General features: G+C 68.4%; 25 protein-coding genes, 1 tRNA gene and 1 pseudogene. 16 read left to right on the top strand and 11 right to left on the bottom strand.

Annotation, left to right across the window (positions count from 1 at the left end):
* The first annotated feature begins 58 nt into the window (after positions 1-58).
* The gene (locus EV667_RS14825; protein WP_131836071.1) at positions 59-340 is read left to right on the top strand and encodes a hypothetical protein; all 282 of its coding nucleotides are present in this window, start codon (positions 59-61) and stop codon (positions 338-340) included.
* A gap of 161 nt (positions 341-501) precedes the next feature.
* On the opposite strand, the gene EV667_RS14820 is transcribed toward EV667_RS14825, so the two are convergent.
* Together EV667_RS14820 and EV667_RS14815 are read right to left on the bottom strand one after the other, a co-directional pair.
* Positions 502-578, bottom strand: a tRNA-Met gene (locus EV667_RS14820).
* A gap of 122 nt (positions 579-700) precedes the next feature.
* Positions 701-1,165: an NUDIX domain-containing protein gene (locus EV667_RS14815; RefSeq protein ID WP_131836070.1), complete on the bottom strand. Its 465-nt coding sequence runs from the start codon at positions 1,163-1,165 to the stop codon at positions 701-703.
* Between the two features lie 75 nt (positions 1,166-1,240).
* Here EV667_RS14815 and EV667_RS14810 point away from each other — a divergent pair, with 75 nt between their 5' ends.
* The gene (locus EV667_RS14810; protein WP_131836069.1) at positions 1,241-2,170 is read left to right on the top strand and encodes a metallophosphoesterase family protein; all 930 of its coding nucleotides are present in this window, start codon (positions 1,241-1,243) and stop codon (positions 2,168-2,170) included.
* Here the strand turns inward: EV667_RS14810 and EV667_RS14805 are convergent.
* On the bottom strand, positions 2,145-2,756 hold the full coding sequence (locus EV667_RS14805; protein ID WP_131836068.1) for a hypothetical protein: 612 nt from the start codon (positions 2,754-2,756) through the stop codon (positions 2,145-2,147). The two genes, EV667_RS14810 and EV667_RS14805, sit on opposite strands and share 26 nt — an antisense overlap.
* A gap of 149 nt (positions 2,757-2,905) precedes the next feature.
* On the opposite strand from EV667_RS14805, the gene EV667_RS14800 reads away from it, so the two are divergent.
* Entirely contained in the window at positions 2,906-4,003 is a 1,098-nt protein-coding gene (locus EV667_RS14800; RefSeq protein ID WP_131836067.1) for an alpha-hydroxy acid oxidase, read from the top strand.
* Positions 4,004-4,031: 28 nt separating this feature from the next.
* Here EV667_RS14800 and EV667_RS14795 read toward each other — a convergent pair whose 3' ends face one another.
* Together EV667_RS14795 and phnF are read right to left on the bottom strand one after the other, a co-directional pair.
* The gene (locus tag EV667_RS14795; RefSeq protein WP_131836066.1) at positions 4,032-4,640 is read right to left on the bottom strand and encodes a pyridoxamine 5'-phosphate oxidase family protein; all 609 of its coding nucleotides are present in this window, start codon (positions 4,638-4,640) and stop codon (positions 4,032-4,034) included.
* An 11-nt stretch (positions 4,641-4,651) separates the two neighbouring features.
* Positions 4,652-5,422 carry a phosphonate metabolism transcriptional regulator PhnF gene (gene phnF, locus EV667_RS14790; RefSeq protein ID WP_131836065.1) on the bottom strand — a complete coding sequence of 257 codons (771 nt, stop codon included), beginning with the start codon at positions 5,420-5,422 and terminating at the stop codon, positions 4,652-4,654.
* A 106-nt stretch (positions 5,423-5,528) separates the two neighbouring features.
* On the opposite strand from phnF, the gene phnG reads away from it, so the two are divergent.
* The 9 genes from phnG (at position 5,529) to EV667_RS14745 (ending at position 12,861) form a co-directional block, all read left to right on the top strand.
* On the top strand, positions 5,529-6,005 hold the full coding sequence (gene phnG / locus EV667_RS14785; protein ID WP_131836064.1) for a phosphonate C-P lyase system protein PhnG: 477 nt from the start codon (positions 5,529-5,531) through the stop codon (positions 6,003-6,005).
* Between the two features lies 1 nt (position 6,006).
* A complete protein-coding gene (gene phnH, locus EV667_RS14780; protein ID WP_131836063.1) occupies positions 6,007-6,600 on the top strand; it encodes a phosphonate C-P lyase system protein PhnH in 594 nt (197 codons plus the stop codon).
* Between the two features lie 3 nt (positions 6,601-6,603).
* Complete coding sequence (locus tag EV667_RS14775; RefSeq protein WP_131836062.1) at positions 6,604-7,707, top strand: carbon-phosphorus lyase complex subunit; 1,104 nt, start codon at positions 6,604-6,606, stop codon at positions 7,705-7,707.
* Positions 7,704-8,720, top strand: coding sequence for an alpha-D-ribose 1-methylphosphonate 5-phosphate C-P-lyase PhnJ (locus EV667_RS14770; RefSeq protein WP_245516156.1), 1,017 nt, complete (start codon positions 7,704-7,706; stop codon positions 8,718-8,720). Before EV667_RS14775 ends, EV667_RS14770 begins: the two co-directional genes overlap by 4 nt.
* Positions 8,717-9,493, top strand: coding sequence for a phosphonate C-P lyase system protein PhnK (gene phnK, locus EV667_RS14765; RefSeq protein ID WP_131836061.1), 777 nt, complete (start codon positions 8,717-8,719; stop codon positions 9,491-9,493). Before EV667_RS14770 ends, phnK begins: the two co-directional genes overlap by 4 nt.
* Before the next feature lie 253 nt (positions 9,494-9,746).
* Positions 9,747-10,451, top strand: a complete 705-nt coding sequence (gene phnL, locus EV667_RS14760) for a phosphonate C-P lyase system protein PhnL (RefSeq protein ID WP_131836060.1) — start codon at positions 9,747-9,749, stop codon at positions 10,449-10,451.
* A gap of 7 nt (positions 10,452-10,458) precedes the next feature.
* On the top strand, positions 10,459-11,598 hold the full coding sequence (locus EV667_RS14755; protein WP_131836059.1) for an alpha-D-ribose 1-methylphosphonate 5-triphosphate diphosphatase: 1,140 nt from the start codon (positions 10,459-10,461) through the stop codon (positions 11,596-11,598).
* Positions 11,595-12,182, top strand: a complete 588-nt coding sequence (gene phnN, locus EV667_RS14750; protein ID WP_131836058.1) for a phosphonate metabolism protein/1,5-bisphosphokinase (PRPP-forming) PhnN — start codon at positions 11,595-11,597, stop codon at positions 12,180-12,182. Before EV667_RS14755 ends, phnN begins: the two co-directional genes overlap by 4 nt.
* Before the next feature lie 43 nt (positions 12,183-12,225).
* Entirely contained in the window at positions 12,226-12,861 is a 636-nt protein-coding gene (locus EV667_RS14745; protein WP_131836057.1) for a hypothetical protein, read from the top strand.
* Positions 12,862-12,941: 80 nt separating this feature from the next.
* Here EV667_RS14745 and sciP read toward each other — a convergent pair whose 3' ends face one another.
* A complete protein-coding gene (gene sciP / locus EV667_RS14740) occupies positions 12,942-13,217 on the bottom strand; it encodes a CtrA inhibitor SciP (protein WP_131836056.1) in 276 nt (91 codons plus the stop codon).
* A 312-nt stretch (positions 13,218-13,529) separates the two neighbouring features.
* On the opposite strand from sciP, the gene mnmA reads away from it, so the two are divergent.
* The 3 genes and pseudogenes from mnmA to EV667_RS14725 all read left to right on the top strand — a co-directional run.
* A complete protein-coding gene (gene mnmA / locus EV667_RS14735; protein ID WP_131836055.1) occupies positions 13,530-14,717 on the top strand; it encodes a tRNA 2-thiouridine(34) synthase MnmA in 1,188 nt (395 codons plus the stop codon).
* 56 nt (positions 14,718-14,773) lie between these two features.
* On the top strand, positions 14,774-15,457 hold the full coding sequence (locus tag EV667_RS14730; RefSeq protein ID WP_131836054.1) for a class I SAM-dependent methyltransferase: 684 nt from the start codon (positions 14,774-14,776) through the stop codon (positions 15,455-15,457).
* Between the two features lie 35 nt (positions 15,458-15,492).
* A pseudogene (locus EV667_RS14725) lies at positions 15,493-15,633 on the top strand (alpha/beta hydrolase); the annotation flags it as partial.
* 5 nt (positions 15,634-15,638) lie between these two features.
* Here the strand turns inward: EV667_RS14725 and EV667_RS22920 are convergent.
* From EV667_RS22920 to EV667_RS14705, 4 genes are all read right to left on the bottom strand, one after another.
* Positions 15,639-16,262, bottom strand: a complete 624-nt coding sequence (locus tag EV667_RS22920; RefSeq protein WP_131836053.1) for a hypothetical protein — start codon at positions 16,260-16,262, stop codon at positions 15,639-15,641.
* A gap of 3 nt (positions 16,263-16,265) precedes the next feature.
* The gene (locus EV667_RS14715; RefSeq protein WP_245516155.1) at positions 16,266-16,496 is read right to left on the bottom strand and encodes a DUF2188 domain-containing protein; all 231 of its coding nucleotides are present in this window, start codon (positions 16,494-16,496) and stop codon (positions 16,266-16,268) included.
* Positions 16,497-16,591: 95 nt separating this feature from the next.
* Entirely contained in the window at positions 16,592-17,560 is a 969-nt protein-coding gene (locus EV667_RS14710; protein ID WP_131836052.1) for a glutathione S-transferase family protein, read from the bottom strand.
* A gap of 154 nt (positions 17,561-17,714) precedes the next feature.
* Positions 17,715-18,245 carry a GNAT family N-acetyltransferase gene (locus EV667_RS14705; protein WP_131836051.1) on the bottom strand — a complete coding sequence of 177 codons (531 nt, stop codon included), beginning with the start codon at positions 18,243-18,245 and terminating at the stop codon, positions 17,715-17,717.
* Between the two features lie 244 nt (positions 18,246-18,489).
* Here EV667_RS14705 and EV667_RS14700 point away from each other — a divergent pair, with 244 nt between their 5' ends.
* Positions 18,490-19,032 (top strand): GNAT family N-acetyltransferase, encoded by a 543-nt coding sequence (locus EV667_RS14700; protein ID WP_131836050.1) that lies wholly within the window; start codon positions 18,490-18,492, stop codon positions 19,030-19,032.
* On the opposite strand, the gene EV667_RS14695 is transcribed toward EV667_RS14700, so the two are convergent.
* Positions 19,017-19,541: a dihydrofolate reductase family protein gene (locus EV667_RS14695; RefSeq protein WP_131836049.1), complete on the bottom strand. Its 525-nt coding sequence runs from the start codon at positions 19,539-19,541 to the stop codon at positions 19,017-19,019. The two genes, EV667_RS14700 and EV667_RS14695, sit on opposite strands and share 16 nt — an antisense overlap.
* Between the last annotated feature and the right edge of the window lie 20 nt (positions 19,542-19,561).

Genomic DNA, 19,561 nt, shown 5'->3' with positions numbered 1-19,561 from the left:
AAGCAAGTTGCAAGTTTCGTGTCGACTTTGCCTTAACAAATCGTTTGGAGCAACCACCATGTCGCGCAACACAGCGCCGGCAATCGCCGGAATCACGCCTACCGAACGCGAGATCCTCGAAGCCTACCGGGAATGGCTGCATTTCGAGGCCCAGCTGTTGGGTGTCCAGCTGTATCCCAGCCTACCGCCTGCCAATGCGGCGCGATGGGTGCCGCAGGGCACGCTGGCAGCGGGGTTTCACTTCCCGGAATCAGGGGCGGACGGCCACACCTGGCGGGATGTTCCTAAGCCGTCGACCCGCGCTGAGATGGTGCTGCGCGCGGTCGGCGCGCTGCCGTGACATGGCCGACCATGTCGCATTCCATGTCGCGTGGAGTTGGCGCGCCCCGTCGGAAACCGTTGTAAATCAACGAAACTGACTTGCAACACGGATGCGACATGGCGGGCCTTTTCAGGCCCGCTGCAATGTCTCTAAGTTATTGAATTTGCTTCGCTTTATTGTGGTAGCGGGAGAGGGACTTGAACCCCCGACCCCAGGATTATGATTCCCGTGCTCTAACCAGCTGAGCTACCCCGCCACAACAAACCGGCCTCACTGTCCCGTGACGGCCGACCTGCGAAGTGGCGCGATATAAGGAAGCGGCCCGGACGGTGTCAAGGCGGGAAAGCGCGTTGCCCCCGACGGCTTCACCCCGCGGCCTCACCAATGTGCCGGCGCGCGCCGGCCTTCCAGCACTTCGGCAAGGCGCCGGCGCGTGGCGGGGGTGGTGTCGGGCGGCAGGGCGTCGGCGGCGAAGAAGCCGATTTCGGCGATCTCGCGATTCGGCACGCGTGCCGTCCCCCGCTCGAAATGCGTCACGACATAGACCGCGACATGGTCGCGCGCCCCCAGGTTGAGATTCAGCAGCAGGCCGTGCAAGCGCGGCGGCGCCGTGGGGGTGACGGCGGTTTCCTCGAAGAGTTCACGGATCATCGCCGCCTCGGCCGTCTCGTGGGGATCGACCGCGCCGCCCGGCAGGTGCCAGCCCGGCACGTAGGTATGGCGCACCAGCAGCACGGTACCGTCTGCGTCGATCACCACGGCGCGCACGCCGAGCGTGACACCACGCGTCCATCGTCCCCACAGATGCAGCACGCGCACCAGAAGCCGGCGCGACACCGGCATGGGCGGGGGCACACTGGCAAAAGCGTGACCGCTGGTGCTTTCCTTTCCCCTCCGCGGACTGATAAGGAAACTCCCGTGTTTGTCCTTGCCCATGTCACCGACGCCCATCTGGGACCGCTGCCGCGCGCTCGCTTCGCCGAGTTGGCGGGAAAGCGGGCGCTGGGCGTGCTCAACTGGCGGCGCGGACGGCGGCGACGATTCTCCATCGCCACGATCGACCTGCTGGTCGACGACATCAAGGCGATGGCCCCCGATCATATCGCTGTGACCGGCGATCTGGTGAATGTCGGTCTCGCCGCCGAATTCGCCACCGGGCTCAACTTCCTCAAATCGCTGGGCGAGGGGCCCGATGTGACGGTGGTGCCGGGCAATCACGATGCCTATGTGCGCTCCACCGCCCATCACTCGCTGCTCAACTGGGGCGACTATATGCGCGGTGACGGCGTCAATGGCGACGTCACCGACGAGAGCGCCTTCCCCTTTGTGCGCCGTCGCGGCGATGTGGCGCTGATCGGCGTTTCCAGCGCCATTCCCACCCACCCTTTCATGGCGACCGGCAAGGTCGGGCGCGAACAGCGCGATCGGCTCGGCGCGGTGCTGGACGAACTCGGCGCCGAAGGTCTGTTTCGCGTGGTGATGATCCATCACCCGCCGGCCGGCATCCGCGCCGGCCACAAGCGGCTGATCGACGAGGCGGCGGTGCGCGACGTGCTCGCCCGCCATGGCGCCGAGCTGGTCATTTGCGGGCACGACCATGTGCCGATGGTGGAGATGATCCCCGGCCCGAATTCCGGGCTGATCCCCGTCGTCGAGGCGCCGTCCTTCGCCGCCGGACCGGAAGACCGCCACTGGCCGGGCGGCTATCATCTTTACCGCATCGAGCGGGTCGGCGGGGCCGGCTTCCCGTGGCGCTGCACCATGGAGGCGCGCGGCTTCCAGCGGGGCGAGACGACGGTCGCGGCGCGCAGCACGCGGGTCCTCACCGCGGCAATAAGCGGTCGGTGATTTCAGGATAGAGGGTCGCGAAGGCCACGATGGCGAGCGCCCCGAGAATCAGCCCGAGCAGGAAGGGCAGGGCGCCGCCGCGCCGGTTCCCTGTCGGGGCGGGCGGACCCGAAACGGGGTGGTGCGGCGCGGGATGCGGCAAAGCGGCCTCGATTTCCGGCGGGACGCCGACGCTCACCATCGCCTGCTCGCGGGCGATCAGCCGGCGGGCGATATAGCGCGTCACCGCATCGACAATGTCGTTGGGGTTGGTGCTCTCGGCCAGCACATGGCGGCCCGAGCGGGTGTCCTGCAGGAAGCGGTAGGTGCGGCGGTCGCGGGCCAGCGTCACATGGGCCACCATGTCGATGAACAGGCGCGGAATTTCCCCGGGCATCAGGCCACGGTCGAACAGGTCGACATGGTCCAGCGGCACCTGCGCGAAGACCGGGTCGAGCAGTTCGTTCAGCATCGACAGCCGGGCGAGGGTGGCATCGCGCAGTTCGACGATGACGCCGGAACGCTCGGCCGCCTCCATGCGGGCGGTGCGGATCGCCTCGCGCAGCGACAGGCCGGGCGTCTCGCCCCGCAGGCGCTCGTCGTCCATCGCCCTAGATCCCCGTTTCCTGTCGCCCCATCATGGCGCCATCCGGTTAATGGGCCGTTCGCGACGCCCTGATGCTGCATCATCGCCCACAAGCGACTATGAAGCGCACGGGCCGCGCCGAACAGCGGCACCGGGGCAGTGGGGACAGCATGCCGAGCGATTATGCGATACCGCCGGGCGTGGTGGCGCTGGAGGATTACGAGACGCTGGCACGCGAGCGGCTGAGCGCGCAGGCCTACGCTTATTTTTCCGGCGGCGCGGCGGATGAAGCGACGCTGGGCTGGAACCGCGCGGCGTTCGAGAAGGTGAGGCTCGCCCCGCGTGTGCTGGGGAACTTCAAGGGCGGCGGCACGGAGCTCTCCCTGTTCGGCCAGTCCTTCGCCCATCCCATACTGGTCGCGCCCACCGCCCATCACGGCCTCGCCGTGCCGGAGGCGGAGATCGCCACCGTGGTCGGGGCCGGCGGGGCGAAGGCCGGCATGGTGGCGAGCACCGAATCCGACGTCACGCTGGAGGAGATCGCCCGCGCGGCGCGCACGCCGCTGTGGTTCCAGCTCTATATCCAGCATGATCGCGGCTTTACCGCCGAACTGGTGCGACGTGCCGAGGCGGCGGGGTATGGCGCGCTGGTGGTGACGGTGGACGCGCCGGTTCACAGCCTGCGCAACCGCGAGCAGCGGGCGGGCTATGTCGGGCCGAAGCTCTCCGAGCACGCCAATCTGCGCGGGCTGCACACGCGCCATATCGCCGAAGCCGCGCTGGGCGAGAGCCTGATGTTCCGGGGCTTTCTCGATGTCGCGGCGCGCTGGGAGGACATCGCCTGGCTGCGCTCGCTCACCCTGCTGCCGATCCTGCTCAAGGGCATCATGACGGCGGACGACGCCGAAACGGCGTTGTCGCACGGCGTCGACGGGCTGATCGTTTCCAACCATGGCGGCCGGGTGCTCGACACGGTGCCGGCCAGCCTCGACGCGCTTCCCGCCGTGGCGCGGCAGGTCGCCGGGCGGGTTCCGGTGCTGATGGATGGCGGCATACGGCGCGGCACGGACGTGCTGAAGGCGCTGGCCTTGGGCGCGAGCGCGGTGCTGGTGGGGCGGCCCTGCCTTTACGGGCTGGCGGTCGCCGGCCCGGCCGGCGTCGCCCATGTGCTGCACCTGCTGAGGTGCGAGTTCGAGGTGGCGATGGTGCTGACCGGCTGCCGCACGCTGGCCGATATCGGCCCGCAAGTGCTCTGGCGCGAGGAGTGATCTGGCGCGAGGGGGACGCCGGCGCCCCTCAATAAAGCGTGGCGCGGTAGCGCTCCAGCATCTCCGCCTGCGTCTCGGCGCCGGCCATGCCGAGCTGGTCGCGCATCATTTCGCCCATGCTCGGAAGCCGGTCGCGCGGCAGGAAGCTCTCCGGCTGCCACGCCCCCGAGCGCATGAACGCCTTGGCGCAGTGCAGATAAACCTCTTCCACCGCGATGCGCAGCACTGTGGTCGGCGCCTTGCCGTTCACCACGAAGCGGGCGAGCAGTTCGGCATCGTCGCGGATTTCCGCCCGGCCGTTGATCCGCAGCGTCTCGTCGACGCCGGGGATGAGAAAAAGCAGGCCGACAGCCGGGTTTCCGATCAGGTTGGTCAGCGTGTCGAGCCGGTTGTTGCCGGGCCGGTCGGGGATCAGCAGCGTGGCGGGGTCCTCCACCGCGACGAAGCCCGGCGCATCGCCACGCGGGGTCACGTCGGCGCGCCCGTCCGCGCCCATGGACGAGAGCATGACCAGCGGCGAATAGCCGATGAAGGCGCGCGCATGCGGGTCGATGGCCGGCAGCACCTTGCGGCGGCTGCGCTCGCGCACCTCGCCATAAAGCGCACGCAAATCCTCAAGTCGGGTGAGGGCGGCCATGCTCTGTCCTTTCAGGTTTTCACGACAAGCTGCACGCGATCGGCGCAGAATCGGGCGTGGGAATACTGGATCGGCCGGCGCTGCGGATCGCCATTGATGGCGTCCACTACCATGACGGTGCGGCCGGAGGGGAGAGCGAGCAGGCGGCAATCCTCCTCGTCGGCGGGGCGGGCGGTGATGCGGGTTTCAAGCCGGCGATAATCGCCGAGACCCAGCGTCTCCAGCGCCCGCGTCACCGAGCCGGTGGCGGCGACCAGCAGGTCGAGGTCGCGGCAGCGGTCGGCCTCGTACCAGTGCGAGGCGACGGTGATCGGGACCCCGTCCGCCTCGCGGATCACATCGACCCGCAGCACCTCGGCGCCGGGGGCGAGGCCCAGTGCCTGCGCGATCTCGGCCGAGGCGGGCTCGACGCGCGAGCCGATGAGCCGGCCGCTGGGCGCGCGGCCCTCGCGCGAGACGATCTCGGAGAAGCGGGTGCGGGCATTGATGGGGTAGCGGATCGGCGGCTCCTTCACGAAGGTGCCGCGCCCCGGCGTCGCCTCGATCAACCTTCGCTCGGTGAGGGAGGCCAGCGCCCGGCGCAGCGTGTGGCGGTTCACGCCGAAGCGCTCCGCCAGTTCGTTCTCCGTCGGCAGGCGCGCGCCGGGGGTGAGGCGGCCCTCCACAATCTCCGCTTCGATCCGCTCGGCGATCTGCTTCCACAGCGAGACGCCGGTGCCGCGCGCCACGTCCTCCGCCGGGGAGAGGGGCGATGTCACGGCGCTGTCGTTGGTCGGGTCCATATTTTCACCGCGGTGCGAAAACTGCGCTTGCCTGTTTGTATAGATGAATATACAAATCCGCCGAAATGTAAACGGCCTTTACGGCACGTCAGGCGCGGATCCCCACATGCAGCCTTCCCCAGCAGACCCCCGCGACGCCAACGCCTGCCGCACTGCGCGGCAAGGCATGATGGCGGTGATGGCGCGGGCGGAATCGACTGAACTGGACGCCATCCTGGCGCAACTCGCCCCGCTTCCCGCCGCGTCCAACCTCAAGCCACCGGAAGTCGGGCTGGTGATGCTGCGCGGGCGGACCGGGGGCGATGGCGCGCCGTTCAATCTCGGCGAGGCGACGGTGGCCCGCGCGGCGGTGCGGCTGGAGGGCGGCGCGAGCGGCTTCGCCTATCGGCTCGGCCGCGACGTGAAGGCGGCGCGCCAGTCCGCCATTCTCGATGCGCTGTGGCAGGACGAGGCGCGGCGCGCGGCGGTGGAGGATGCGCTGGCCCCGGTGCGGGCGCGGCTTTCCAGTGAATCGGCCGGTGCGCGGGCCGAGACGGCGGCGACCAAGGTCGACTTCTTCACCCTCGTGCGCGGGGAGGACTGACATGCCTGCCACACTTCTTGCGAACGGCTTCGACGATCCGGTGTTCGATTCGCAGGCCGCCTTCCGCACCGCCATGTGGGCGCTGGCGCGGCCCGGGCGCGTCGAGCCGATCATCACCGCGCTCACCCCGCCGGCCCCGCTCAATCCGGAAGCGGCCGCGCTGGTGCTGGCCTTGTGCGACTACGAGACGCCGCTCTGGCTCGATGCGGCGCTGGCCCGCGTGCCTGAGGTGGGCGATTTCCTGCGCTTCCACACCGGCGCGCCGATTGTCACGGATGCACGCGAGGCGCGTTTCGCGCTGATCGCCGAACCCGCCGACATGCCGGACTTTTCCGATTTCGCGCAGGGCTCGCCGGAATATCCCGACGCCTCCGCCACGCTGATCGTGCAGGTGGAAGCCTTCACCGGCGGGCTGGTGCTGGAAGGGCCGGGCATCAAAGGGCGCGCGGCGTTCGGCGCCACGCCGCTACCGGCGGATATCGTCGCCCGCCTGGCGGAAAACCGCGCTCTCTTCCCGCTCGGGGTCGATCTTCTGTTGGCCGGGCCGGGCGGTGTCGCCGGCCTGCCGCGTTCCGTCACCGTGAAGGAGGGTTGAGCGATGTATGTGGCGGCCAAGGGTGGCGAGAAGGCCATCCGCAACGCCCACGCGCTTCTCGCCAAGCGCCGGCGCGGCAACACGAACCTGCCCTCGATCACGCTCGACCAGATCGCCGAGCAACTCACGCTGGCGGTGGACCGGGTGATGGCGGAAGGCTCGCTCTACGATGTCGAGCTGGCGGCGCTGGCGGTGAAGCAGGCGCGCGGCGACCTGATCGAGGCGATCTTCCTCATCCGCGCCTTCCGCACCACCTTGCCGCGCTTCGGCTATGCGAAGGCGCTGGACACGGCCGAAATGCTGGTGCGCCGGCGGGTCTCCGCCACCTACAAGGATCTGCCGGGCGGCCAGTTGCTGGGGCCGACCTTCGACTATACCCACCGGCTTCTCGATACCTCGCTCGGGCTGGCCGACGAGGCGCGCGAGGGGAACGATCAGGCCACGCGGGTGGATGACGCTCCTGCCCCGGTTTCCATGCCGCGCGTCACCGACCTGCTGGGGCAGGAGGGGCTGATCGAGGGCGCGCCGGACGATGACGGCGCCGAGCCCTTCGACATCACCCGCGCCCCGGTGTCGTTCCCCGTCGACCGCTCGACCCGGCTGCAGACGCTGGCGCGCGGCGATGAGGGCTATCTGCTGGCGCTCGGCTATTCCACCCAGCGCGGCTATGGGCGCTCGCACCCCTTTGTCGGCGAAATCCGCTTCGGCGATGTCGAGGTGATCTTCGACGCCCCGGAACTCGGCTTCGAACTCTCGCTCGGCACCGTTCAGGTGACGGAGTGCCAGAGCGTCAACCAGTTCAAGGGCTCGGCGACCACGGCGCCGCAGTTCACCCGCGGCTATGGCCTCGTCTTCGGCCAGTGCGAGCGCAAGGCGCTGTCCATGGCGCTGGTGGAGCGGGCGCTGCGCTGGGAGGAACTCGGCGAGGAACGCGGCGCCCCGGCGCAGGACGAGGAATTCGTGCTCTCCCATTGCGACAACGTGCAGGCGACCGGCTTCGTCGAGCACCTGAAGCTGCCGCATTACGTCGACTTCCAGGCCGAACTGGACCTCGTGCGGCGCATGCGGGCCGAACATGCGGCGCAGATGAAGGAAGCGGCGGAATGAACGCCCACAGTGTCGGGACCATGCCCGAGATCACCTACAATTTCGCCTATCTCGACGAGCAGACCAAAAGGATGATCCGCCGCGCCATTCTCAAGGCGATCGCCGTGCCCGGCTATCAGGTGCCGTTCGCCGCGCGCGAAATGCCGATGCCCTATGGCTGGGGCACGGGTGGCGTGCAGGTGACGGCCGCGGTGCTCGGGCCGCAGGATGTGCTCAAGGTCATCGATCAGGGCGCCGACGACACCACCAATGCGGTGGCCATTCGCGGCTTCTTCGAGAAGACGGCACGGGTCGCCACCACCACCTCGGCGGTGGAGGCGACCATCATCCAGACCCGCCACCGCGTGCCCGAGACGCCGCTGTCCGAGAACCAGATCCTCGTCTACCAGGTGCCGATCCCCGAGCCGCTGCGCTTTCTGGAGCCGCGCGAGACCGAGACGCGCCAGCTTCACGCGCTGGCCGAATACGGCCTCATGCATGTGAAGCTCTACGAGGACATCGCCCGCCACGGGCACATCGCCACCACCTATGCCTACCCGGTGGAAGTGGCGGGGCGCTATGTGATGGACCCCTCGCCGATCCCGAAATTCGACAACCCCAAGCTCGACGACTGCCCGGCGCTGCAGCTGTTCGGGGCCGGGCGCGAGAAGCGCATCTACGCCATCCCGCCCTATACGAAGGTGCGCTCGCTGGATTTCGAGGACCACCCGTTCACGGTGCAGCGCTTCGCCAAGCCCTGCGCGCTGTGCGCGGCGACCGGGGTCTATCTCGACGAGGTGATCCTCGACGACAAGGGCGGGCGGATGTTCGTGTGCTCGGACACCGATTACTGCAACGGAAGGCAGGCGGCGGGCCATCGCGGCGAAATGGCGGGGGAGCCCCCGTCATCCCGGCCGGTGCGGAGCGCAGAGCCCGTATCGCGCGACGATGGCGCGCCATTTTCGGGCGACGGTCCCGGATTGTCGCGTGCCATGCTGTCCGGGATGACGATCCAGGGGGGAGACCAGCCATGACCGAACATCCCCTGCTGATTGCCGAAGGGCTGTCGAAGAATTACGGCGCCCGCATCGGCTGCCGCGACGTGGCGCTGGAGGTCTATCCCGGCGAGGTGCTGGCGGTGGTGGGCGAGAGCGGCTCGGGCAAGTCGACCCTGCTCGGCCTGCTCTCCACCGAGCTTGAGCCGAGCGCGGGCCGCGTCTCCTATCGCCTGCGCGACGGGCGGCTCAAAGACCTCTCCACCCTCGGCGCAGCCGAGAAGCGCCTGCTGGTGCGCACCGACTGGGGCTTCGTGCGGCAGAACCCGGCGGACGGGCTGCGCATGGCGGTCTCCGCCGGCGGCAATGTCGGCGAGCGGCTGATGGCGGTCGGCGGGCGCCATTATGGCAATATCCGCCATGAGGCGCTGGACTGGCTGGCCAAGGTGGAAATCGCCGGCGACCGCATCGACGACGACCCGCGCGCCTTTTCCGGCGGCATGCGCCAGCGCCTGCAGATCGCCCGCAACCTCGTCACGCGCCCGCGCCTCGTCTTCATGGATGAACCGACCGGCGGGCTCGACGTCTCGGTGCAGGCGCGGCTGCTCGACCTCATTCGCGGGCTGGTGGCGGAGCTGGGGCTGGCGGTCATCATCGTCACCCATGACCTCGCCGTAGCCCGGCTGCTTTCGCACCGCATGGTGGTGATGCGGCACGGGCGGGTGATCGAGACCGGCATCACCGACCAGGTGCTGGACGACCCGCGCGAGCCCTACACGCAGCTGCTCGTGTCCTCGGTTCTGGCGGCGTGAGGCAGACGATGAACCCCCATCCCGTTCCCCGGCCAAGCGTAGCGCCGGCGCAGCCGGTGCGTAGCGCGAGCCGGGGCCCAGCCTCCCGTGCTGTTGCACGGGGCTGCGTTACGCCGCCAAGGCGGCATTGGCCCGCTACGCAGGTGTTTTTCGCTGGGTCCCGGCGCGGCGCTCCGGCTGCGCCGTCGCTGGACCGGGACACGGCCGCGCACGAAACCCTCTTGTCGCTTCCGATTTGCTGGAAGAGCTACCCATGAACACCCCCATCCTCGATGTCTCCGGCGTCGCCAAGACCTTCATCCTGCACCTGCGCGAAGGCGCGCGGCTGCCGGTGGTGAATGGCGCCGGCTTCCAGCTTTTCGCCGGCGAATGCGTGGCGCTGGGCGGGCCTTCGGGCGCCGGCAAGAGCTCGCTGCTAAAAATGGTCTACGGCAATTACCGCGTCGATGCCGGCGCCATACGGGTGCGCGACGGCGACGAGGTGGTGGATGTCGCCAGCGCCGCGCCGCGCCGGCTGATAAGGCTGCGCGACACCACCATGGGCTATGTCAGCCAGTTTTTGCGCGTGATCCCGCGTGTCGGCGCCCGCGACGTGGTGGCCGAGCCGCTGGTGCATGACGGCGTGCCCGTCGAGGAAGCAACGGCGCGGGCCGGCGCGCTGCTTGCCCGGCTGAACCTGCCGGAACGGCTGTGGAGCCTGCCGCCCGCCACCTTCTCGGGCGGTGAGCAGCAGCGGGTGAACATCGCCCGCGGCCTCATCGCCCACCGTCCGCTGCTCTTGATGGACGAGCCGACCGCCTCGCTGGACGCGGCCAACCGCTCCGTGGTGGTGGAACTGATCGCCGAGAAGAAGCGGGCTGGCGTCGCCATTCTCGGCATTTTCCACGATGCCGAGGTGCGCGAGGCCGCCTGCGACCGGGTGATCGACGTCACCGATTTCGCCCGGGTGGCGGCGTGAGGCAATGATGAACGAGACCGTCTACGCCAATGCACGACTGGTGCTGGATGAGGTGGTGATCGAGGGCCATCTCGTGGTGCGCGACGGGCTGATCACCGAGATCGGCACCGGCGCGGCACCGCGCGGGGCGCAGGACATGGGCGGGGACTATGTGCTGCCCGGCTTTGTCGAGCTGCACACCGACCATGTCGAGAGCCACCTCTACCCGCGCCCGCGCGTCACCTGGAACGCCTTCGCGGCGGTGACCGCCTATGACGCGCAGATCGCCGCTTCCGGCATCACCACCGTGTTCGATTCACTCCGCGTCTGGCCGGACAAGCGCGCGGTGGGCATGGACGGCGACGCGCCGCTGCTCGCCCGCACCGTGCGCGAGGCAGGCGCGGCCGGTGTGCTGAGGGCCGAGCATTTCGTGCATCTGCGCTGCGAGGTGACGGCCGATGGCGTGGTGGAAGAGACCCAGGCGCTGATGGAGAGCGCCGGGGTGCGGCTGATCTCGCTGATGGACCACACGCCGGGGCAGCGCCAGTTCATGACCGAGGCGCAGTTCCGTAGCTACTACAAGAAGAAGAGCGGCATGAGCGATGCCGATCTCGACATCATCGTCGCCGACCGGCAGGAAGCGCACGCCCTCCATTCCCGCCCCAACCGGGCGCGGCTGGTGGCGATGGCGCGGGGGCAGGGCATCGTACTCGCCAGCCATGACGACGCCACCGACGCCCATGTCGCCGACGCCATCGCGGACGGGGTGGCGATTGCCGAGTTCCCCACCACCGAAGGGGCGGCGGAGGGCTCGCACGTTGCGGGCATCCGCGTGCTGATGGGGGCGCCGAACATCGTGCGCGGCGGCTCGCACACCGGCAATGTCGCCGCCGAGAGCCTGGCGCGGCGCGGCGTGCTCGATATTCTTTCCTCCGACTACGTGCCCGGCAGCCTCCTGCTGGCGGTGTTCGACCTGCCGGCGCGGATCGACGCCATCACCCTGCCGCAGGCGGTGGCGATGGTGAGCGCCAACCCGGCGGCGGCGGCGGGACTCACCGATCGCGGCCGGCTGGCGCCGGGGCTGCGGGCCGATTTCATCCGGGTGTCGGATGCCGGGGCCGGCCCGGTGGCGCGGGCGGTGTGGCGCCACGGGGAGCGGGTTTCGTGAGCGAGGAATTGAGGGCGACGCGGGCGGCGGGCGTGGACGAAAAGCTCGGCCCCGGCCTGCTGGTGCTGGTGGTGGGCCCCTCCGGCGCCGGCAAGGACACGCTGCTCGCCTATGCCCGCGCGCGGCTGGAGGGGCGGGACGACATCCGCTTCGCCCGCCGCCGCATCACCCGCCCCACCGACGCCACCGAGGATCATATCGCGGTGGACGAGCGAGATTTCACCGAGGGCGTGGCGCAGGGCCGTTTCCCGCTGCACTGGCAGGCCAACGGCCTGAGCTACGCGCTGGGCGAGGAAGTGGCGCAGGACATCGCTGCCGGCCGCACCGTCGTCGCCAACGGCTCCCGTGCGGCAGTGGCGGAAGCGCGGGCGCGCTTTGCCCGGGTGAAGCTGGTGCATGTGACCGCGCCGACCGAGGTGCTGGCGGCCCGCATCGCCGCCCGCGGCCGCGAGAGCGCGGATGAGGTGCTCGCCCGGCTGAAGCGCGAGCCGGCGCTGGACGGCCCGCCGGATTTGCGCATCCTCAACGTGGATGGCATCGACGCCGCCGGCGAACGGCTGGCGGCGTTTCTGCGGGGGCTGTGAGGGGGGAGGGTTTCCCACCCGGCTGCGCGGGCTATCTTAAGCCATGATCCGCGCGTCGCTCCCCGATTTCCTCAACACCGGCTGCCTCGGGCCCGTCCGGCCCGGTGCAACGATGGAGGAAATCGTCGCCCTGCTGGGAGAGCCGATCAAGGCGATCGGTGAACGGCCGCCGCATGCAACGCAGCAGCCCTACTGGATTTACGGCAATCTTGAAATCAACTTCGCCCAGCCAGAGGACGCGGCGCCCTACGTCGAGTATCTGGTGATTAACAATCCGCGGCGGCTACGAAAGAAAACGCGCCGAGTCGCCCCCAATCTCATGCTGGAGCTTCACGGTCTCAACGCATGTTCACGGCCATCGCAGTTCATTCGAGCGATTGATGATATCGACCGGATCGAAGTTCGACTTGTCAATTTGATCCTTTATCCATACGTCTCGATCACTGTCGACGAATTTTTTGAGATTAATTTTGACCATTGGGCAATGGATCGGGTTGAAACACCGCCGCCTCTTCGCGGGTACATAAGGAAGCTCGAGATAGAAGCGCGGTTGGCGGACATCTTTTCTTTGGACCGCCGGCGCATGTCGTCAAAGCAGGTGAGCGAACACATGTATCCCGGCCGCGACGCACCGTTCACGGTGACGGGGCGCGACTATCTCAAGGCGCTGGAGCGCTGACGCCGCGATATGGAAGCCGGGGCTGGCGCTGAGAGGTCTTCGGGCGGCGGCGGCCGGAAATGTCGGACGCCGTCGCCCCGTTACTGCCGGTACTGCTGGATGCGCGTGGTGCGCAGGCCGGCGAGGCCGTGGCGCTCAATGGACGCCTGCCAGGAAAGAAATTCCTCTGTCGTCAATGTATAACGGCTGCAGGCTTCCTCAAGGCTGAGGAGCCCGCCACGAACGGCGGCAACCACTTCCGCCTTGCGGCGGATGACCCAGCGCCGGGTGTTTGGCGGGGGCAGATCTGCAATGGTCAGCGGACTTCCGTCCGGCCCGATTACATACTTCACCCTCGGGCGATAGGGTTCTGCCATGTTTCACTCACTCAATACACACGACCAATGCCCAAAGCATAGCGGGGGAGATTTAAATATTCTCCTAAGCGAATCACCAATCTGCGAGCGCTAAGTGCTTGCTGCTTCGTTAATATTTGCGAAGGGGTTTGTTTACTTTTAGTGCCGCAACGGCAGCGCAGCCGGCCCGTGGGCGGGAGGAAAGTGTTACCACACGCCGCGACCGACGCCGGGCAGGGTTCATGAAATCGCCCGGGTGCCCTATATAGAGCGACGCACCGCACCGTTTTTTCTCGCCGCGCCTGTCCTCACGCCGTTTCGCAAGCCACCGCCATGATCCGTCTCGACGACACTGCCCGCCCCCCCAGCCAGACGCGCGTCGTGGTCGCGATGTCGGGCGGCGTGGATTCCTCGGTCGTCGCCGCGCTCTATGCGCAGGCGGGCTTCGACGTGGTGGGGGTGACGCTGCAGCTCTACGACCATGGCGAGGCGATGCACCACCGCCCCGGCGCCTGCTGCGCCGGGCAGGACATTTATGACGCGCGCACCGTGGCCGAGAAGCTCGGCATTCCCCATTACGTGCTCGACTATGAAAGCCGCTTCCGCCACGCGGTGATCGAGCGCTTCGCCGATGCCTATGCGGCGGGCGAGACGCCCATTCCCTGCGTCGACTGCAACCGCACGGTAAAATTCCGCGACCTGCTGGAGACGGCCCGCGACCTCGGCGCGGATATCCTCGCCACCGGCCATTATGTCGCCAGCCGCGCGCTGGAAGGCGGCCGGCGCGGGTTGTTCCGTCCGCTCGACGAGAGCCGCGACCAGAGCTATTTCCTCTACGCCACCACGCAGGCGCAGATCGACATGCTGCGCTTCCCGCTCGGCGAGACCACCAAGCCGGAAGTGCGGGCGCTGGCGGAGGGCTTCGGGCTGAAGGTGGCCGACAAGCCGGACAGCCAGGACATCTGCTTCGTGCCCAATGGCCACTACACCGCCATTGTCGAGAAACTGCGCCCGGAAGCCGCCGAGCCGGGCGATATCGTGCATCTCGACGGGCGGGTGCTGGGCCGGCACGCCGGGGTGATGCGCTTCACCATCGGCCAGCGCAAGGGCCTGGGCATCGCCGCCGCCGAGCCGCTCTATGTCGTCGGCATCGATGCGGCGCAGCGCAGGGTGGTCGTCGGCCCGCGCGCGGCGCTCGGCGTCTCCGCCATCCGCATCGACGAGGTGAACTGGCTCGGCGAGGAAACCCTTGAGGCGGCGGCTGCCCGCGAGCGCGAACTCTATGTGAAGGTGCGCTCGGCCCGCGCGCCGGTGCCCGGCTATCTCGCCCGCGCCGAGGGCGGCGGGGTGGAGGTGCGGCTGCAGGGCATCGAGGAGGGCGTGGCGCCGGGGCAGGCCTGCGTGTTCTATGCCGATGGCGAGGCCGGCACGCGCATGCTCGGTGGCGGGGTGATCCGCCGGCCGGCGGCGCCGTTCACCTCCTTGACACCTAAATTGGAGATGATGGCACGTTCGGCGTGAGCCGACGTTAAGGAAAGACGCGGGCCTGCGCCCGGGGCTGTTCAAGGGGGACCCGCATGACCACCGATCTCGACCGCGCCACCGTCGAGGAGGCCTATGCCCGCTGGGCGCCGATCTATGACGTCGTGTTCGGCGCGGTGTTCGAGCCGGGCCGCAAGGCGGCGCTGCGGGCGGCGGAGCGGATCGGCGGGCGTATCCTTGAATTCGGCGTCGGCACCGGCGTCGCCCTGCCCAACTACAAGCGCAGCGACCGGCTGGTCGGTGTCGATATCTCCGAGCCCATGCTGCGCAAGGCGCGCGAGCGGGTGGAGAAGGAGGCGCTCACCCATGTCGAGGGCCTGTGCCTGATGGACGGCGCCCATATGGGTTTCGCCGACAATTCGTTTGACGTGGTGATGGCGCAGTTCGTCATCACCGTCGTGCCCCACCCCGAGGAGACGCTGGACGAGATGGCCCGCGTGCTGAAGCCGGGCGGCGAGATCATCCTGGTCAACCATCTCGGCGCCGAAGACGGGCCGCGCGCGGTATTCGAGCGCTGGTTCGCCCGCCGCGCCCGCAAGCTGGGCTGGCGCCCGGAATTCCAGTTTGCCCGCCTGCACAATTGGGCAGTGCAGAACGGCAGCGTCGACCTGCCGATCAAGCGCGACGTGGCGCTCGGCATGTACACGCTGGTGCGTTTCCGCAAGCGCACGCAGGCGGAGATCGCCGCCATGAGCGAGAGCGTCGCGTTGGCCGGCTGAGGGGGCGTCGGCGGTCATTACACCGCATCGCTCCCGGCCAGCTCGCGCAGAGCTACCGGCGCGCCATCAGTGCGGGAAACCCGGCGGTGGAGGCGATCTCCACCGGCAAGACCACCCGCCCCGGCACCTTCGCCACCGCCGTGCCGCAATGGAAGGCGTGGTTCGACGGGAGATGAGGGGGCTAGGGCGCCCGTTGCAGGTTGACCCACCGCTTCATCGCCACCAGCAATTCGGCGGTCGGGTAATCCCTGATATCCCGCTCCGAGAATCCGGCAGCGAGCTGCTGCTCGTAGTACCAAGTCTGGAAGTCCTCATAGGCGGCGAGTATGCGCGTGGCACCGTCGGCGCGGATGTCGGCATCGCTCACCAGCCAGTTGCGTACCTTGCGGACGGCGGTGCCGAAATGTCCTGCGTGGGATTGGATGTCGCATCCCGCGAGGTCCGAAATGGCCGCCTGGTAGCGATAGGGCTTTTCTTCGAGGATGAGAATTCTCTTGGAGCGATGCTCGCCACCGGAGAATTGCCGGCAGCCATAATCAAGGCCAAGTTCAAAGGGCATGTTGAGCCGGAAATGCTCGCCCCGGCGCCGCGCCTCAATTCGACTGAGATCGTGGATGGAGTATTTAGATTCTTCAATCAGCTTTCTGATCTTGTCGAGGCGAACCGCGCCCGAATCTCCGCTTTCCGTGGAGATGCGGGGCGTGAAGCCTAGATACGTAATGCAGAAAAGCATCGCCTGAAGAATTGGCTCGAATTCTTCGTCGAACGGGCAGTTGATGAAAACGCTTCGCGCGAATTCAGGCAAATATCACCCTTTGGGCGGGAAGGGGTCCTTGCCATACGACGTCCGCTCGCGGATGCGGCCGTCGGTGCCGTGAATGTAAAGCTCGGTGCCGCGCTCCTTGGCTATCGAGCGCGCGCGTGCGACGGCTTCCTGCTGGGTAGCGAAGGTCGCACTGGCGCGACCGGCGCCCGTTGTCCGGACGATCCATTTGCCGCCACGCGGCGCGACGTGCTGGGATTTCGTCGACATGGTCATGCCCGATTTGGTCAATGCCTCTAAAGGAAATATAGGCACCCGTTCCCACCGCGCAATCGAATTTCCGCGGTGGGATCAGCCGAATCGGACGCCCCTCACCCCCACCACACCTCCGGCCCCACCGGCACGATGCCGGTCGGGTTGATGGTCTTGTGGCTCTCGTAATAGTGCCGCTTGATGTGGGTGAGGTTCACCGTCTCCTTCACTCCCGGCAGGGCGAAGAACGCCTTCACGTAGCGCGAGAGGTTCGGGTAGTCGAAAATCCGGCGGACGTTGCACTTGAAGTGGCCGACATAGACCGGGTCGAAGCGGATCAGCGTGGTGAACAGGCGGATATCGGCCTCGGTGAGCGCCTCGCCCATCAGCCAGTCGCGCCCCTCCAGCCGGGCCTCCAGCGCGTCCAGCTCGGTGAACAGCGCGGCGACCGCCTCCTCATAGGCGTCCTGCGTGGTGGCGAAGCCGGCTTTGTAGACGCCGTTGTTCACCGCGTCGTAGACGCGCGCGTTCAGCGTGTCGATCTCCTCGCGCAGGGCCGGCGGGTAAAAATCGTGCCGGTCCTTCGTGAAGGCCTCGAAGGCGGTGTTGAGCATGCGGATGATCTCCGCCGACTCGTTGCTGACGATGGTGCCGCGCGTCTTGTCCCACAGCACCGGCACGGTGACGCGGCCGGAAAAGGCGGGATCGGCGGCGAGATAGACCTCGTAGAGCCGCTGCTTGCCGAGTACGCCATCGGTCGTGGCGCCCTCGCTGGCGCGGGCGGCGTGGTCGGCGAAGACCCAGCCTTCCTCGCCCATGAACGGATCGACCACCGAGACGGAGATGACGTCCTCCAGCCCCTTCAGCGCGCGCATGATCAGCGTGCGGTGCGCCCAGGGGCAGGCGAGCGAGACATAGAGGTGATAGCGCCCCGCTTCCGCCGGGAAGCCGCCCTCGCCGGAAGGTCCGGGCGCGCCGTCAGCCGTGATCCAGTTGCGGAAGCGCGTGACGGTGCGCTCGAAGCGTCCGCCCGTGCTCTTGGTATCGTACCATTTGTCGACCCACTTGCCCTCGACCAGCAGTCCCATGTGCTTCTCCTGTTTGACGCTAAGTCTAGGGCGATACAGCGCACTGGCCAGCCGTCATCGCGTGCGGCAAGGGCAGGGCGGTCTTGCGCAAATGCCGTGGAAAGGCATCGGCCCAAGCCCCGCAGCCCAAGCCCCGCATCCCATTGCCCCACGCTTAGCTCTCGGCGTCGCCGAGCCGCTTGAAATAGAGCAGCGTCGCGGTCAGGCCGCCCTGTGGCTTCAGCGCGAAATCGGGGATGGCGCCGGCGCGCACGAAGCCCTGCTTCTCGTACAGGCCGGCGGCGCCGTCCTCCTGTGCCGTGTCGAGCACCAGCAGCGTGCGCCCCTGCGCCACCGCCAGCCGCTCCGCCTCCACGAGCAGCGCGCGGGCAAGGCCCCTTCCACGAAAGGCCGGGCGGGTCATCATCTTGGCGATCTCGGCACGGTGCGGCTGGTTCTCCGGCAGGGCGAGAAGCAGCGTCACCGTGCTGGCGAGAGCGCCCTCGATGAAGGCGCCGAGCACGATGCGCTCGCCCCTTGCCGCCGCCTCCAGCGCGGTGCGGGCGAAGGCGCGGGCCTTCGCCGGCGCCACCGGGTGCATGAAGCCGACCGAGCCACCCGCCGCCACCGTCTCGATGAGCAGGTTGGCGAGCGTGTCGATGGTGGAAGGGTCCGGGGCGAGGGGGCGGATGTCGGGCGCGGGCATGATGGCGGTGAGGCTATTCCATCCGGCGATCGCCCGGCAACGCTCGACCTCGCGCGCCGTCCGTGCTATCGGGCGCGTCCGATCGAGGAAAGCCCGATGTTCCGGTTGCCGGCCCAGCGACGACGACATGAGCGAGCCCGCCGCGCCAGCGTGCGCGCGTGCCTGCCCGTTGCTGTCCGCTGAGAGCCGTGATGCGCGGTGGCTCGGTGCGGCGGCCTGCCGACCCTGAGCGCCGAGAGCCCCGATGACCGAGCTGTCCATTTCCCTGCTGACCGAGATGCCCGCCGACGATGTCGCCATCGAGCGGCTGATCGCCCGCACCTTCGGCCCCGGGCGCTATGCCCGTACCGCCTTCCGGCTGCGCGAGAACAACCCGCACCGGCGGGATCTGTCCTTCACCGCCTTCATCGGCACCATGCTGGTCGGCTCGGTGCGGCTGACGCCGATTGTTATCGGTGCCCTGCCGGCCCTGCTGCTCGGTCCGCTCACGGTGGAGCCGCCCTTCCGCTCGCACGGCATCGGCCGGCGGCTGGTGGAGCGCGCGCTGGAAGCCGCGAAGGCGGCGCTGGCGCATGAGGGCGCGGCGCGGCTGGTGCTGCTGGTGGGCGACGAGCCCTATTATGGCCGGATGGGCTTCCACCGCGTGCCGCGCGGGCAGGTGAGCCTTCCCGGCCCGGTGGACCCGGCCCGCGTGCTGGTGTGCGCGCTCGACGCGACACCGATGGACGCGGTGCGCGGGCCCGTGCGCAAGGATTTCACCCGCGCGCCGCTTCAGGAAAGCGCGTAGCGCAGCCGCACCATGCCGTTGGCATAGCTTTCCGTCTCGACCAGCGCCAGCCGCCGGGCCGGCGTCGCCTCGGGCGGAAACAGCGGGACGCCACCGCCCAGCAGCACCGGGATGACGAACAGGTCCAGCCTGTCCAGCGCCCCGGCGGCGATAAAGGCGGACTGCAGGCCGCCTCCACCGACGACCCAGACGATTTCGTTCGGCATGTCCCTGAGATGGGCGATCAGGGCGGGCACGCCGCCGTGCCACGCCTCGACCCCGGCCGGGGCGTCGGCGAGGGGGCGGGAGGTAACGACGACGGCGCGCTTGCCGGCGTAGAGCCAGTCGCCCGGCATGGCGGCCACGGTCTCGAAGGTCGCCCGCCCGAGCACGACCGTGCCGATGTCGGCAATGAAGGCCCCATAGCCGGAATCCACGTCGTCGAACGGGGTAAGCCAGTCCAGTCCGCCCTCGCGGTCGGCGATGTAGCCGTCGAGACTGGCGGCGATGAAGCCACGAAAGCTGGTCATGGGCGCGCTCCGATTCGTAG

The organism is Ancylobacter aquaticus (genome assembly GCF_004339465.1).
GTDB classification, from domain to species: domain Bacteria; phylum Pseudomonadota; class Alphaproteobacteria; order Rhizobiales; family Xanthobacteraceae; genus Ancylobacter; species Ancylobacter aquaticus.
This window is presented reverse-complemented; position numbering and strand designations above follow the sequence as displayed.

Coding starts and splice junctions, on each gene's coding strand:
- EV667_RS14715 (WP_245516155.1), bottom strand. CDS start 16,496: ATGACCATGTCGACGAAATCCCAGCACGTCGCGCCGCGTGGCGGCAAA.
- sciP (WP_131836056.1), bottom strand. CDS start 13,217: ATGGCAGAACCCTATCGCCCGAGGGTGAAGTATGTAATCGGGCCGGAC.
- phnK (WP_131836061.1), top strand. CDS start 8,717: ATGACCGAACATCCCCTGCTGATTGCCGAAGGGCTGTCGAAGAATTAC.
- EV667_RS14705 (WP_131836051.1), bottom strand. CDS start 18,245: ATGCCCGCGCCCGACATCCGCCCCCTCGCCCCGGACCCTTCCACCATC.
- EV667_RS14710 (WP_131836052.1), bottom strand. CDS start 17,560: ATGGGACTGCTGGTCGAGGGCAAGTGGGTCGACAAATGGTACGATACC.
- EV667_RS14695 (WP_131836049.1), bottom strand. CDS start 19,541: ATGACCAGCTTTCGTGGCTTCATCGCCGCCAGTCTCGACGGCTACATC.
- EV667_RS14700 (WP_131836050.1), top strand. CDS start 18,490: ATGACCGAGCTGTCCATTTCCCTGCTGACCGAGATGCCCGCCGACGAT.
- phnG (WP_131836064.1), top strand. CDS start 5,529: ATGCAGCCTTCCCCAGCAGACCCCCGCGACGCCAACGCCTGCCGCACT.
- EV667_RS14775 (WP_131836062.1), top strand. CDS start 6,604: ATGTATGTGGCGGCCAAGGGTGGCGAGAAGGCCATCCGCAACGCCCAC.
- EV667_RS14805 (WP_131836068.1), bottom strand. CDS start 2,756: ATGGACGACGAGCGCCTGCGGGGCGAGACGCCCGGCCTGTCGCTGCGC.
- EV667_RS14755 (WP_131836059.1), top strand. CDS start 10,459: ATGAACGAGACCGTCTACGCCAATGCACGACTGGTGCTGGATGAGGTG.
- EV667_RS14730 (WP_131836054.1), top strand. CDS start 14,774: ATGACCACCGATCTCGACCGCGCCACCGTCGAGGAGGCCTATGCCCGC.
- phnH (WP_131836063.1), top strand. CDS start 6,007: ATGCCTGCCACACTTCTTGCGAACGGCTTCGACGATCCGGTGTTCGAT.
- phnL (WP_131836060.1), top strand. CDS start 9,747: ATGAACACCCCCATCCTCGATGTCTCCGGCGTCGCCAAGACCTTCATC.
- mnmA (WP_131836055.1), top strand. CDS start 13,530: ATGATCCGTCTCGACGACACTGCCCGCCCCCCCAGCCAGACGCGCGTC.
- EV667_RS14800 (WP_131836067.1), top strand. CDS start 2,906: ATGCCGAGCGATTATGCGATACCGCCGGGCGTGGTGGCGCTGGAGGAT.
- EV667_RS14795 (WP_131836066.1), bottom strand. CDS start 4,640: ATGGCCGCCCTCACCCGACTTGAGGATTTGCGTGCGCTTTATGGCGAG.
- EV667_RS14770 (WP_245516156.1), top strand. CDS start 7,704: ATGAACGCCCACAGTGTCGGGACCATGCCCGAGATCACCTACAATTTC.
- EV667_RS14815 (WP_131836070.1), bottom strand. CDS start 1,165: ATGCCGGTGTCGCGCCGGCTTCTGGTGCGCGTGCTGCATCTGTGGGGA.
- EV667_RS14745 (WP_131836057.1), top strand. CDS start 12,226: ATGATCCGCGCGTCGCTCCCCGATTTCCTCAACACCGGCTGCCTCGGG.
- EV667_RS14825 (WP_131836071.1), top strand. CDS start 59: ATGTCGCGCAACACAGCGCCGGCAATCGCCGGAATCACGCCTACCGAA.
- phnF (WP_131836065.1), bottom strand. CDS start 5,422: ATGGACCCGACCAACGACAGCGCCGTGACATCGCCCCTCTCCCCGGCG.